At 70.4% G+C, this 13,906-nt stretch carries 11 protein-coding genes; 6 read left to right on the forward strand and 5 right to left on the reverse strand.

Annotated features, from left to right (window positions below; genetic code table 11):
* The 5 genes from FIF60_RS20540 to FIF60_RS20560 all read right to left on the reverse strand — a co-directional run.
* Window positions 1-334, reverse strand: a 334-nt coding sequence (locus FIF60_RS20540; protein WP_204251269.1) for a hypothetical protein, incomplete at its 3' end; no start/stop codon positions are given.
* Window position 335: 1 nt separating this feature from the next.
* Window positions 336-1,352 carry a flagellar motor switch protein FliG gene (gene fliG, locus FIF60_RS20545; RefSeq protein ID WP_144300161.1) on the reverse strand — a complete coding sequence of 339 codons (1,017 nt, stop codon included), beginning with the start codon at window positions 1,350-1,352 and terminating at the stop codon, window positions 336-338.
* A 7-nt stretch (window positions 1,353-1,359) separates the two neighbouring features.
* Complete coding sequence (gene fliF / locus FIF60_RS20550) at window positions 1,360-3,036, reverse strand: flagellar basal-body MS-ring/collar protein FliF (RefSeq protein ID WP_144300162.1); 1,677 nt, start codon at window positions 3,034-3,036, stop codon at window positions 1,360-1,362.
* A gap of 147 nt (window positions 3,037-3,183) precedes the next feature.
* Entirely contained in the window at window positions 3,184-3,846 is a 663-nt protein-coding gene (locus FIF60_RS20555) for a flagellar hook assembly protein FlgD (RefSeq protein ID WP_144300163.1), read from the reverse strand.
* 23 nt (window positions 3,847-3,869) lie between these two features.
* Complete coding sequence (locus tag FIF60_RS20560; protein WP_144300164.1) at window positions 3,870-5,582, reverse strand: flagellar hook-length control protein FliK; 1,713 nt, start codon at window positions 5,580-5,582, stop codon at window positions 3,870-3,872.
* Between the two features lie 393 nt (window positions 5,583-5,975).
* On the opposite strand from FIF60_RS20560, the gene FIF60_RS20565 reads away from it, so the two are divergent.
* The 6 genes from FIF60_RS20565 to FIF60_RS20590 form a co-directional block, all read left to right on the forward strand.
* Window positions 5,976-6,344 carry a flagellar biosynthesis repressor FlbT gene (locus FIF60_RS20565; protein WP_158639326.1) on the forward strand — a complete coding sequence of 123 codons (369 nt, stop codon included), beginning with the start codon at window positions 5,976-5,978 and terminating at the stop codon, window positions 6,342-6,344.
* A 232-nt stretch (window positions 6,345-6,576) separates the two neighbouring features.
* Window positions 6,577-9,084, forward strand: a complete 2,508-nt coding sequence (locus tag FIF60_RS20570) for a flagellar hook-basal body complex protein (RefSeq protein WP_158639327.1) — start codon at window positions 6,577-6,579, stop codon at window positions 9,082-9,084.
* Between the two features lie 29 nt (window positions 9,085-9,113).
* Complete coding sequence (gene flgK, locus FIF60_RS20575; RefSeq protein ID WP_144300167.1) at window positions 9,114-10,697, forward strand: flagellar hook-associated protein FlgK; 1,584 nt, start codon at window positions 9,114-9,116, stop codon at window positions 10,695-10,697.
* 14 nt (window positions 10,698-10,711) lie between these two features.
* A complete protein-coding gene (locus tag FIF60_RS20580) occupies window positions 10,712-11,857 on the forward strand; it encodes a flagellin (RefSeq protein WP_144300168.1) in 1,146 nt (381 codons plus the stop codon).
* Between the two features lie 300 nt (window positions 11,858-12,157).
* Window positions 12,158-13,393 carry a flagellin gene (locus FIF60_RS20585; RefSeq protein ID WP_144300169.1) on the forward strand — a complete coding sequence of 412 codons (1,236 nt, stop codon included), beginning with the start codon at window positions 12,158-12,160 and terminating at the stop codon, window positions 13,391-13,393.
* Window positions 13,394-13,482: 89 nt separating this feature from the next.
* On the forward strand, window positions 13,483-13,906 hold a 424-nt coding region (locus FIF60_RS20590), incomplete at its 3' end, for a flagellar biosynthesis regulator FlaF (RefSeq protein ID WP_144300170.1).

Genomic DNA, 13,906 nt, shown 5'->3' on the forward strand with positions numbered 1-13,906 from the left:
CGGCGAGCTGCGCCTCGCGACGCGCCTCGACGAGCCGCGCCGCGATCGCCTCGAGAGCGGCGGCAAGGCGCGCCTCTGTGGCCGCCCGGGCCTCCGCCTGCGCGGCCGCGCGCCCCTCGGCCAGTCCTTCGGCCCGTGCCTCCGCGAGCTCCTCGGCGGAGAAGCTCGGCACGATCACTTCCGGCTCGGGAATGATCGGGGCGCTCTTGGCGCGCACACGGGCCCGCTCCTCCGGCGAGGTGAAGTCGTCGTCGAATAGGAAGCGTCGCGACGGCGGGCGCTCGATCGTGCGCTGGGCGAGCGCGGAGAGGGCGAGGGGACGTGGCGTCGACATCTCAGTACACCAGCTCTTCCTGGCGGCCGTCGCTGATCTGGATCTGGCCGGCACCTGCGAGGTCCTTCGCTGCGGCGACGATCGCTGCCTGCGCTTCCTCGACATCCTTCAGGCGCACCGGGCCGAGGCCGGCGATGTCTTCCTTGAGCATCTTGCCCGCGCGCTCCGAGAGGTTCTTGAAGAACAGGTCGCGGATCGATTCCGAGGCGCCCTTGAGCGCGAGCGCGAGCTTCTCCTTCTCCACCGCCCGCATGAGCACCTGGATGCCCTGGCCGTCGACGCGGGTGAGGTCCTCGAAGGTGAACATGAGGCCCTTGATCCGCTCCGCCGCCTCGCGGTTGCGCTCCTCGAGCGCGGAGAGGAAGCGGCTCTCGGCCGCCCGGTCGAGGCTGTTGAAGATGTCGGCCATCATCTCGTGCGCGTCGCGGCGCTGGGTGCGCGCGAGGTTCGACATGAACTCCATGCGCAGCGTGCGCTCGACGCCCTCGAGCACGTCCTTCTGCACGCTCTCCATGCGGAGCATGCGCATCACCACCTCGAGGGCGAAGCTCTCGGGCAGGATCTGCAGGACGCGTGCGGCGTGGTCGGCGCGCACGCGCGAGAGCACAAGCGCGACGGTCTGGGGGTATTCGTTCTTGAGGTAGTTCGCGAGCACCTGCTCGTTCACGTTGCCGAGCTTGTCCCACATCGTCCGCCCCGCGGGGCCGCGGATCTCCTCCATGATCTGCGCCACCCGGTCCTTCGGCAGGCTCTTGGAGAGCAGCCGCTCGGCGCTCTCGAAGCTGCCGCGGAGATTTCCGGTGGAGCTAATCTGGTCGGCGAACTCGACGCAGAGACGCTCGACGACGTTGGCGGAGACGACGCCGAGGGTCGCCATCGCCGAAGAGATCTCCTTGATCTCGTCCTCGTGCATCATCGCGAACAGCCGCCCCGCCGCTTCCTCGCCCAGCGAGAGCATCAGGATCGCCGCCTTCTGCGGCCCGGTGAGGCTGCGGTAGTCTTCGCGCGCGCGTGCCATCTGTGCCTCAGCTCTCCTGCGTCATCCAACTGCGGATCACGCTCAACGCTTCTTCCGGGTGCTTCTCGGCGAGCTCGGCGACGCGGCGGAGCGAGGAGGCACGCATCTGGCCCTCCACCTGGCCGATATTGATCATCGCATCGTCCTCCCCGCCCATGCCGCCATCGGGGCCGGCGAGCATCGCCTGGCCGCCTGGGCTGGCGAGCGCCGCGGCGGCGGCCGCAGCGGCGGGGCCGGAGAGGGCAGGCAGCCCAGCCGTTCCGGGAAGCCCGGCAAGCACGTCGCCGTTGGCGGGGCCGACACGTTCGAGCACGCGGCCGGCGAGCGGGCGCACCACCAGAAGCAGGGCGAGCAGGGCGATGACGCCGAACACGGCGGTCTCGACGATGCGCACCACCTCGACCTTGCCGATCGGAAGGCCGAACAGCGTTTCCTCCACGGAGGCTCCGGCATCGGGCTCGGCGAAGCGGAGGTTTACCACCTCGACCTTGTCGCCACGCGCCTCGTCGAAGCCGATCGCGCCACGGACGAGCGTGGTGATCTGCGCGATCTCCTCCGGCGTGCGCGCAGCCCAGGCCGCTGCGCCACCCTCTGCCGGGCGCGCCATCGTGCCGTCGACCAGAACCGCGATCGACTGCCGGCGCACCTGCGGCGCGTCGCGCACCACCTGGCGAAGCGTGCGGCCGATCTCGAAGTTCGTCACTTCCTCGGTGCGGCTCTCCTCGTTCGAGGACCCGCCCTGCTGCGCCTCTGGGTTTGGCAGGTTGTTCCCGACGGTGACGTTCTGCTGGCGGTCCTGTCCGCGCGACTGCTCGTTGACCGAGGAGGTCGAGCGGGCGACCTGCTGGTCGGGGTCGAAGCTCTCGCGGCTTTCGGTGATGCGGTCGAAATCCATCTCGACGGTTGCCTCGACGCGCACCTTGCCGACCCCGAGCGTGCGCTCGAGAAGCTCCTCGACGGCGCGGGCGAGGCGCAGCTCATGGGCGCGGCGCACCTCGTCCGCGTTCAGCGCGACGCCGAGGCCGTTCACCGCCTGGCCGCCCCGCGCCAGCAGCGAGCCGCGGCTGTCGACAACCGAGATGTTCTGCGGCTTCAGCCCCTGCACCGCGGCTGCGGCGAGATGCACGATCGCCTGCACCTGCTCGCGGTCGAGCCGCTGCGCGCCTGCCATGGTGAGAACGATGGAGGCCTGTGCCTCGGCCTGCTGGCGCGCGAAGGGCTCGCGCCGCGGCAGGACGAGATGCACCCGCACCCCGCGCACGCCCTGGAGCTGGCGGATGGTGCGCGCAAGCTCGCCCTCGAGCGCGCGCACCTGGTTGATGCCCTGCTGGAAGCTCGAGGCGGTCAGGCTGTCGGACCGGTCGAAGATCTCGTAGCCGACCGACCCGCCCGTGGGCAGGCCCTCGGAGGCGAGCGTCAGGCGGATGCGGGCGACCTGCTCGACCGGCACCATGATCCGCCCGCCATTGCCCTCGAGCCGGTAGGGGATGCGCTGGCGCTCGAGGCTTTGGACCACCGCAGCGCTGTCGCGCGTGTCGAGGTCGGCGTAGAGCAGGGCCATCGGCGGCTGGCCGGCCCGGATCGCGAGGAAGAGAATGAGGCCGATGAGGCCTACGGCGACAACTCCGAGCGCGGCGATCCGCGTTGGCCCCAGCGTGCGCAGTCCCTGCAGCAGCCCGTTCACAGCCCGACCCTTTCCATCCGCCCTAGCTTCAGCGGCGCGGCGTCCTGCCGCGGTCGAGACAGTGGCGTGCAAGCCGTTACGCGGTGGTTAACGCCCCGGCAGATTCTGCCGCCCCGGAGGCGCCGATCCGAACTGCCCTTCCGTGCGTCAGTCCGGCACGACGCTCTTGATCTTGTCACTGTCGATCGTCAGGTCGCCGAGGCGAAGCTTGATCGCCCCGTCCGTGCCGCGCTCAGACCCGGTGACGCGGCCGTAGACGGTGGTGGCGGCCTGGACGGTGCTCGAGCCGGTCTGGCCGGTCACGGCGATGGTGTAGACGCCTTCGGGCAGGGTTTTGCCGTCGTTGTCCTTGCCATCCCAGTAGAAGCCGTGCGTGCCCGCGCCCGTCTCGCCCGCGGCGGTGCGCACGACGCGGCCTGCGGCATTGGTGATGGTGATCGCGCTCTCGGTGACGGGGGCCGTGAAGCTGTAGGTGCCGGCCGCCTCGCCCTCCTGCAGGGGCAGGCTTGTGCCGTCGATCTCCACCGTCCGGCCGAGAAGCGGGGTGAGCGCGGTGAGCTGCGCGGTTTTCTGCAGGTTGATCAGGCTTTCGAGGTTGCTGTTCGTGGCGAGCTGCTGCTCGACCTGGGCGAACTGCACGAGCTGCTGGGTGAACTGGTTGGTGTCCAGCGGCGCGGTCGGGTCCTGGTTCTGAAGCTGGGTGGTCAAAAGCTTCAGGAAGTCCTGGAAGTTGTTGGCGATGCGGTTGCTCGCCGTCTGCGCGACGCCGGCGCGGTCAGCCGTCGAAAGGGTGTTGGCGATGGTGGTCATGGCTTCTGTTCCTGCCTCTCTGGTCAGACGGCGATGTCGAGGGCGCTTGTCGGCACCCGGCGGCGTGGTTGCTCCGCAGCCTGGGCGGCTTGGGCGGGTGCGCGCCCCTTCGCGGCCTGGCGCTCGCCACCCGCCTCGCCTTCGGGGCGGCCGCCCTCGCGGCCGCCGCCGTCGGCGGCAAGGTCGAAGCTGAGCGAGCGGCCTTCCGGCCCGACGCCAGCCTGGCTCAGCGCGCGGTCGAGCGCTGCCTGGTCGCGCATCAGCAGCAGCAGGGTCTCCGGCCGCTCGGCCAGTACCTGGACGCGGGCCTGCGCCTCGCCGTCGGAGCGGACCGAGATCTCGACGCGGCCGAGCTCGACCGGGTCAAGCGTGACGGTGACCGTGCCGTCTCCCGGCTGCCCGGCGAGGGTGACGAGCACAGGCATGATCTGCTGCGCCGGCGTCGGCGGGGGTGCACGCAGGGCGCTGCCTGCCATCGCCTGCATCTGGCCGGCGAAGAGCGGCTGGCTGAGGCCGGCGGCGAGCGGCGTTCCCGACGGCTGGAGCTGGGGCTGGGCCGCCGTGCTTTGCGGGGCGGGGGGTGGCGCGCCGCGCGAGGCGGGCTGCGCCGCTTCGCCCGAGCGGGCCGGGGCGCCGGGTTCGGACTCCGGCACGGTCTCGGGCTCGAGCGGATCCGGTGCAGCGGAGGGTGCCTCCGCCGGCTGGCGTAGCGCCTGGACGGTCGCTTCGGTTTCGGACTGTGCCGCCGGGCCCGCGGGCGGTGCAGCGGCCTCGGCTTGCCCCGGCATCGGCGACGTAGCGATCGGCGCAGCGGCATTCAGCGTCGCCACGCCGTCGGTGGAGATCGGGCCGAGCCGCGTCGCACCCTGGCTCCGCGGCGCGGGCGGCATCGACGCGACCTGCGCGGCAGCGAGGGTTGCGGCAATGGGGCCAGGGGCGGCGGCCGCCTGTGCTGCATCAGCCGCCATCCTGGCCGGAGGTGCTGCTGGGGCGGGGCGCTCGGCGACCGGTAGTGCCGGCCTGTTCTGGGCAGCCGTCGCCTCGGTGATCGGCGTGGCCTCTGGCGCCCCATCGGACGGCGCGGAGGCGGGGGTCGTCTCCGGCGCGGTTGTTTGTGCCGGCATGGCAAGCGGCGCTGGGCCGGGCGCGACGGAGGGCGCGGGCCCCTCGGTTGGTCCGGTAGGCTGCGGCGCTGCAAGGCCAGCGAGAGGCGCCGCAGGAGGCACGGTAGCCGCCGCTGCGACGGGCTGCGGGGCTTGCGTCGGTGCCGGTATGGTTGGCTCCGGCGCGGCGGCCTCGGCCTGCGCAGCGTCCTGGGCGATCGTCGTTTCGCCGGGTGTGGCCGGCGCGGCGTCCAGCTCGGGCAGCACGGCTGGTTGTGCGACGGGAAGGGCCGGCTCGGGCAGCGCAGGCTCAGGGGCCTCGGTTGGTTCCGCTTCGACCACATCTGCCAATGCCGCATCGCCTGGCGCGACGGGCTCGGCCTGCTCCAGCGTGACGAGGGTCAGAAGCGGTGAGGGGAGAAGGGGCTCGGCCAGGGCCGCATCATCGGGCGTGACGACATCCAACGCGACCGCTGCGGGTGCCGCGACGTCGCCTTCGACAGCACCATCCGACGGCGCGGCCAGCGCGGCGCCGAGAAGCACGGCAAAGCTTGGGGCATCGCTCTCCGCCTCGGCCGGCGCGAGCAGGGCGGAGAGGGCGGCAGAGGGCGTGGCCGGTGTCGCGGTGATCATGCAGGCGCTCCCGCAACCCGTGGGCCAGACAGAATACGTCGCGTTTTCAACGAGATAGAGGTTCTGCTCCGGCGGGCTGCCTCGTTCCTGCCCGGCACTTCCTGCCGCGCCCGGCAGTTCTTCCCGCCCCCGCTCCGCGGCCCCACGGGCCCGCGCTCCGGCAGTTCCTTCCCGGCAGGATTTGCCCAGGTCGGCAGGAATTGCCGGGCTCTCCCACGCACCCGCATGCAAAGGCGCCCCATCGCATGCGCGATCGGCCCCGAAGCTGCGGCACGGCGCTTGCTGCTGTCGCGCGAGAGCCGCGCCGGACCGACCGGCCGGACGACGCGTCGCGCCCCGGAACGGTCCCATCGTGGCCGTCGAGCGGGGCACGCAACGAAGAGGGTGGGCAGGATGCCGCTGAAGGTCGTTCTGAAGCCGGGCGAGACGCTCGTGGTCAATGGCGCCGTGATCGGCTCTGGCGACCGGACTGCAACGATCTTCCTCCACAACGAGGCGCAGTTCCTGCGCGGCCGGGAGATGCTCCGTCCCGAGGAGGCTGTGGGGCCGGAGCGAGCGCTCTATCTCGCGATCCAGCTCGCCTATCTGAACCAGGGAAGCGAGCAGGACGTGCACACTGCCCTCGCTGCGATGCGCCGTGCCCGGCCCGATGCGGTCGACGACATCGCCGCCATCGCAGAGCTCCTTTCCCTCCGCCGCCACTACCAGGCGCTGCGCCGCTGCCGCGCGCTGTTCCCGCGCCTCGAGGGCGAGGCCGCCTGAGCCTCGTCCGCGCCCGCGGGACCCGGCACTCCCTGCCGGGTCCGGGCAGCCCCTGCCGGGCAGGCCTCGTCCTGCGATCGCAGGCATCGGCCGCAAACCGGCCTCCGACCTCGCTTCACCCACTTGGCACGCCGCCTGCTCACCCTTCCTCCGACACCGCCCGCGCCATGCCGGCACGGCGGATCGAGGATCACCAGGGCGGCGCGTGCCGCCCGACGCTCGGAGGCAGACCATGTCGCTCTTCGGTTCGATGACCACCGCGATCGGCGGCCTGACGGCCCAGTCGCGGGCACTCGGCCACATCTCGGACAACGTCGCGAACAGCCAGACCATCGGCTTCAAGCGAATCGACACGAGCTTCGTGAGCTACATCACCTCGACCTCCGAGCGCCTGCACACGCCCGGAAGCGTGACGGCGCGGCCGGACTTCACGCACACGATCCAGGGCACGATCGAGCAGGTCGAGAACAAGACGGCGCTCGCCGTCGCTGGCCAGGGGTTCTTCTCGGTTGCCTCGCAGTCCGGCGAGGTGAACGGGCTGCCGACCTTCGACCCGCGGCAGTTCTACACCCGCGCCGGCGACTTCGCGCTCGACCGCAACGGCTACCTCGTCAACAGCGCCGGCTACCACCTCCAGGGCTGGGACGTCGATGCGACGACCGGCCAGGTCGACCGCACGGCCGTCGAGCCGATCCGGGTCAGCCAGCTCGTCTCCAACCCGGTTGCGACGAGCGAGGTGACGCTGCTTGCCAACCTGCCGGCGAACCCGCCGGAGGGCCGCAACACCTTCTCCTCCTCCGTGCCGATCTACGACGCGATCGGCGAGCAGCGGACGCTGCAGCTCGAATGGACCCGCGCTGGCAGCAACAACTGGCGCCTCGACGTCGTCGCCCCCGGCTCGACGCTCGACCCCGTCGGCGGCGGTTCCTCCATCCCCGGCTTCGACGACCAGGCGATGAGCGGCTTCAACGTGCAGGCGACCGTCCAGCCCGTGCAGCAGCAGGACGACATCGAGATCCCCGCGGTGGTCACCAACGGGCAGTTCTTCCAGGTGACGATCAACGGCATCGTCATCAGCTACACCGCGAACGCGACCGACACCTCGACGACGGTGCGCAACCAGCTGATCAGCCGCATCAACACCGATGCGGCGACGCTCGGCGTGAATGCGACCGCGCAGGCCGCCGACACGCTGCGCCTGAACGCGACGACGACGGGCACGGCCTATTCGCTCGCCGTCACCGCGAACCTGACCGCCACATCGGTGCAGGCCAACACGGCGCCGCAGTACCAGACCGACAGCTTCACGTTCACCGGCACGGTGGGCGAGGTGGGCGACGAGTTCACCATCAGCCTCGACGGCATCACCGGCGGCTATCCTGGTGCCAAGAGCTGGACCTACACGACGACCGGCACCGAAGGCTCGATGAACTCGGTGGTCAACGGCCTCGCCGCGCTGATCAACGCCGACAGCGAGAGCCCCGCCATCGCCACCGTCTCGGGCTCGATCCTGACGCTGACGGCGAAGAAGGGCGTGCCGATCCCAGGCTGGAACGTCGCCGGAGGCGAGAGCAACGTCACGATCGGCGCCGTCGCGCCAGGCAATGCCTATACGGTGACGCTGAACGGCAACGACTACAGCTACACGGCAGGCGGCGCCGACACGGCCACCGACGTGCGCGACCAGCTGATCAGCCAGATCAACAATGCGCTGAACCCGAACCCCGCCTCGGTCGTCGATGCCGACACGTTGACCGTCGTCGCCGGCGCGCCGAACCCGACCATCGCGGGCGCGACAAACGTCACCGCGACGCTCAACGGTTCCTCCATCGACATCGACATCGGCGCGGCCGTGCCAGGCAACACCTATGCGGTGACGGTGAACGGTGCCACCTACACCTACACGGCAGGCGGCGCCGACACACAGGCGACGATCCGCGACCAGCTCATCGCGCAGTTCAACGCCACCCCGCCCGGACCCGCGCGGCTGACCGGCGCCGGCACGTTCGAGGTCGTCCCCGGCCTCGGCAACCCGCTCGATGTCGAGGTCGCCGGCAACCTCGCCGAGGCGACGACCGGTACGCGCACCGGCAACGGCTCGATCCCGCCGCACATCCAGGTGAGCTTCGGCGCGGCGAACGATCCCGCCCGCGCGGGCACCATCACCGCGCTCTCCGGCGCCTCGGTCGCCGGCGGCACGGCGACGGTTCCGGCGAACCAGCTCACGGGCGACCGCGCCTATGTCGATGTGCAGCTGAACTACGGCTCGGGGGCGCAGACCGTCCGCCTCTTCCTCGGCAGCTTCGGCCTCGCCGACGGCGTGACGCAGTTCGCCGGCTCCGACTATGCCGTGCGCAGCTTCGAGGCGAACGGCGTGCCGCAGGGCAGCTTCTCGTCGCTGACCATCGGCGAGAGCGGCGACGTGGTGATCAACTACGACAACGGCCAGAGCCGCGTGATCAACCGCATCCCGATCGTGACCTTCAACGAGGCCGACAAGCTCGACCGCGTCGACGGCCAGGCCTTCATGCGCACGACCGAGAGCGGCGAGGCGCGCATCCTCGACCCGACGCGCGACGGCGCGGGCAAGCTCGTCGTCGGCTCGATCGAGCGCTCGAACGTCGACATGGCCTCGGAGTTCTCGAAGCTGATCATCGCCCAGCGCGCTTACACGGCGAACACCCGCATCGTCTCGGCCTCGGACGAGATGCTGCAGGACACGCTGAACATGAAGCGCTGACCGGGCCGGTCAGGGCATAGGAGGGGCAGGTGTCGCTCGACGGTGCGATCGGGATCTCGACCTCGGGGCTGCGCGCGATCTCCGCGCAGCTCCGGACGGTCTCGAACAACGTCGCCAATGCCGAGGTCGAGGGCTACACGCGCAAGGTGCTTCCGACGCGCGCCGTCGCCGCGGACGGAATCGGCATCGGCGTCGGCATCGAGCAGACCGTCCGCGTCACCGATGCCGCGCTGCAGCGCGCGGTGTGGACGCGCGAGGCGAGCTTCGCCGCGGCCGACACCCGCGCGACCATCCTCGCCCCGATCGAGAGCCTGCATGGCCGGGTCGAGGACGGGTCGAGCCTCGCGGGGCTGCTGGGCAGGCTGCAGGAGAGCTTCCTATCGCTCGCGGCAGACCCGACCTCGGCGAGCCTCCAGGTCGAGGTCGTGCAGGGGGCGGAGACGCTTGCCGCACGCATCAACGAGATGGCAGGCGCGGTCACCTCTGCGCGGAACCGCACGCAGGAGCTGCTCTCTGCCGGCATCGACGAGGTGAACCGGCTGCTCGGCGAGGCAGGCGTGCTCAGCCGCGAGATCATTCGCCAGAAGAACGAGGCGCAGGGCACCGCCGAGATCGAGGACAAGCGAGATGCGATCATCGGCAAGCTATCGTCGATGATGGATGTGCGCGTCGTGCTCAAGGAGAGCGGCGAGATGCAGCTCTTCACGCGCGGCGGCCTCACCATCCCGCTTCGCCCGGATGCGCTCTCCACCTCGGGCGCCGAGCTCGGCCCCGCCGCCTTCTACGACTCCGAGGGCGGCTCGACGCCGGGCATCTTCCTCATCGACCCCTCGCGCCCCGACCAGCCCTTCGACATCACGCGCGGGCAGCTCGGCGGCCAGCTTGGCGGGCTTCTCGGCCTGCGCGACGAGACGCTGCCCCGCTTCACCGCCGAGCTCGACGAGTTCGCGCAGAAGCTTGCCCGCCGCTTCGACCAGCAGGGGCTTCGCCTGTTCACGGATGCCTCGGGCAACGTGCCGCAGGAAGGCGGGGCGGTGCCGCAGGCGCGCTATGTCGGCTTCTCCTCCGAGATCCGCGTCTTCGCGCTGGTGCAGCGCGAGCCGCGCCTGGTGCGCGACGGCACGCATGGGATTCCCGCCGGCATTCCCGACTATCCCGCGACGCGCGAGGTGCAGCCGCCCTACGGCGATCCGTTCACGCCGAACCCGGCGGGCGGGCCGGAGGCCTTCACCGGCCTGCTCGAGCGGGTCATCGAGTTCACCTTCGGCACCGAGATCGGCCGCGGCCGGCCGCACGACCCTGCCTTCCTCTCCACGGGCATGGGGCCGAACGGCAGGCTGTCCTCGCCGATCCCGTCTGCCAGGACGCTCGGCGCCTACGCGACCGCGCTCGTGTCGACGCAGACGGCAGAGCACAACGCCGCAAAGGCCTCTGCCGACAGCGAGCGCGCGACGCGCGACCTGCTCGCGAACCGGTACGCCGATGTCGTCGGCGTGAACCTCGACACCGAGATGGCGCTGCTCGTGCAGCTGCAGAACGCCTACCAGGCGAACGCGCGCGTGCTCACCACCGTCCAGGCGGTGTGGGACGCGCTTCTCAACAGCGTGCGCTGAGCGGGGAGGACGGGATGAGCCAGACGATCTCGAGCTACGGCACGATCGGCCGCACCCTGACCTCGGCGCTGGCCGTGCGCGACCGGCTCGACCTGCTCACGCGCCAGGCCTCCTCCGGGCGGGTGGCGGAGACCTATGGCGGGCTCGCGCCGAATGCCACGGTGTCGATCTCGCTCCGCGCCGAGGTGTCGCGGCGCGACACCTACACCCAGGCGATCGGGATGGCCGAGCTACGGCTCAAGGTGATGCAGCCCGCGCTGGGGCGCATAGGCGAGCTTGCCTCCGAGCTCGCGAGCGATGCGCTCTCTGCCGTGACGCAGGGCCGGATCTCCGTCGAGGTCGTCGCCGAGCAGGCGCGCGCGGCGCTGAAGGAGATGGCCGTCCTTCTCAACACCCAGGCCGGCGACGAATACGTGTTCGGTGGCTCGGACAGCACGCGCGCGCCTGTGCCGAACCCGAACACCATCCTCCAGTCCGGCTTCTTCACGCAGATCCAGGCCTCGGTGCAGCAGTTCGCCGTGCCGTGGGACCATGACGCGAACCTGCTGACGCCGGACGTTCCGCGCTCGGCGAGCCAGGTGCTGGCAGACACGCTGCCCATCGCGGGCTCGAATGCCGCAGGCACCTCGCCCTTCTCGTCCTTCCTCTCGACGCTCGCCCCCGCGGGGGGGCTGGGCGAGCCGCGCACCTGGCTCATGGCCGATGACGGGCAGAAGATCACCTACGGGCTCCGCGCCAACGAGAACGGCGCCGCGACCTCACGGACCGATCCGCCGAGCACCGGAAGCTTCATCCGCGACATCATGCGCGGGCTCGCCATGCTCGGCTCTTTGTCGGAGACGATCCGCGACCGTGACCAGACGGCGATCCAGGGCGATGCGTTCAACGAGCTGCTGACGGGCATCGCCTCCTCGCTCCAGTCGGCGCACAAGACGCTGGAGGAGGAGCGCGGCGCGCTCGGCGTGTCCGAGCAGCGTCTCGCAGCGCTCAAGGAACGGCATGCCGACGTGACGGTGGTGCTGAAGAACCAGGTGAGCGCCGTCGAGGACGTCGACATCGCAGAGGTGTCGGCGCGGCTGCAGATGCTGCAGACGCAGCTCGAGATGAGCTACCGGCTCATCGCCAACCTGCGCGACATGAACCTCGCCCGCTATCTCTGACCGCGACGGACCTGCCGCACGGCAGGAATTGCCGGTCGGCAACCCTCAGGGAAATTTCTGCCGGGCAAGATCGTCCCGGTCCTCGCACGCGCTCCGAGTGGCCGGCCAGGAACCCTGCAACATGTTGTTTTTCCAGCGTTAACCCTGGATTCATAATCGTCACGCATACAGAACGGAACGGCACGGGGGTTGCAAGAGCCCCGAACGCGCAGACTGCGCAGCCGATCGTCGCCCCTCCCTCCAACGGGATGCGGGGTGGGCGGGGCGGCGGAAACGGACGACGCAAGGAGCCTCACGACGATGACGTCGATCAACACCAACGGTACAGCGATGGCTGCGATCCGCAGCCTCAGCCAGATCAACAGCGACATGGGCAAGACCCAGGCCCGCATCGAGAGCGGCCTTCGGATCAACCAGGCCAGCAACGACCCCGCCGTGTTCGCGATCTCGCAGGGCATGCGCGCGGACCTCAAGGGCCTCGACGCGGTGAAGGACAGCCTGAACTTCGGCACCGCCACGCTGAAGGTCGCGCAGTCGGCCGCGACGAAGATCTCGAACGAGCTCGCCACGCTGAAGCAGACGGTCACGCAGGGCCAGCAGCAGGGTCTCGACAAGGCGACGATCGACGCGCAGATCGAGAACGCCCTGAACAACATCAACGCGTTCACGCGCACCGCGACGTTCAATGGCGTGAACCTGCTGGTGAACCCGGCCGACAACGCCGCCTATGGCGTGTCCGACAACTCGCTGACGGTCGTGTCCGACATCCTCGGCAACACGCAGTCCACCTCGGGCGCGAACAGCTCGGCGCAGGGCCTCGGCCTCGATGGGCTGACCTGGGACCAGGCCGGCCTCGAGATCGCCTTCGACGATACGATGGCCTTCGCCAACGGCGACTTCGTGAACCTGACCCAGGCCAATGGCCGCCAGGTGATCTTCGAGTTCGTCGACGGTGCGACGGCGCTGACGCAGACGCCGGTCGAGGACGACCCCACGACGGCGACGACCGCGACGGGCGGCAATGAAGAGGTGAAGGTCGTGGCGGTCGTCTATGACGCCGCTGCCGAGAGCCCGACCGTGGGCCTGCAGAAGCTGATGGATGCGATGCGTGCCGAGGGCTTCGGCGTGTCGCTGGGCCGTTCCGGCGAGGCCGGCACCGAGGGCCAGACGGCGGTCACCGTCACCGGCGGCCTCGACGTCGCGGCATCGGTCGCGGCGACCACGATCGCTGCCGGCGCGACCGCGCAGCAGGTTGGCGGCACCGACACGGCGATTGCCGCGGTCGACAGCGCGATCGACACGATCGGCTCGACGCTCGCGACGCTCGGCGCCTCGATCCGCCAGCTCGAGAGCCTGTCGGAGTTCAACAAGCAGCTGACGGACAGCGTGAAGGAAGGCCTCGGCGCCCTCGTCGATGCCGACCTCGCCGAGGAGAGCGCCCGGCTCACCTCGCTGCAGACGAAGCAGCAGCTCGCCGTGCAGTCGCTCTCGATCGCGAACCAGCAGGGCCAGTCGCTGCTCGGCCTGTTCCGCTGATCGATCCGATGGATAAGGGGGGCGCCCGCGAGGGCGCTCCCCGACCCCGCTCCGCCTAGACCGCACCGCGATACCGACGAGGCCCGAGCATGAGCATCTCCCGCTACGCCGCCACCATGGCCGCCACGCAGGGGCCGCGCGAGACCGAGCTCCGCGCGTTCCGCTACGTCAACGGCCTGCTCGCCGGCGCAGGAGATGACGTGCCCGCCCGCGCCGTCGCCTTGCGCAAGAGTTTCCAGCTCTGGTCGATCTTGCTCTCCGACCTGATGCTTCCCACCAACCCCCTGCCGGAGGAGCTGAAGGCCAGGCTTGCCTCGCTCTCGCTCTGGGCGCAGGGGGAGAGCAACCGCTGCCTGATCGACGATGCGCGCTCGCTCGAGCCGCTGCTCGCGGTCAATCGCGACATGATCGAGGCGCTCGAGGCGCAGGCGCGGCCCGCCGCTGCCGCGCCGGCCGCTGCGCCCCCTGCCGCGCCGGTGCGTGTCGCGCCTCACGCCATCGCCGAGACGCTGT

Source organism: Elioraea rosea (assembly GCF_007644105.1).
Taxonomy (GTDB): Bacteria; Pseudomonadota; Alphaproteobacteria; order Acetobacterales; family Acetobacteraceae; genus Elioraea_A; species Elioraea_A rosea.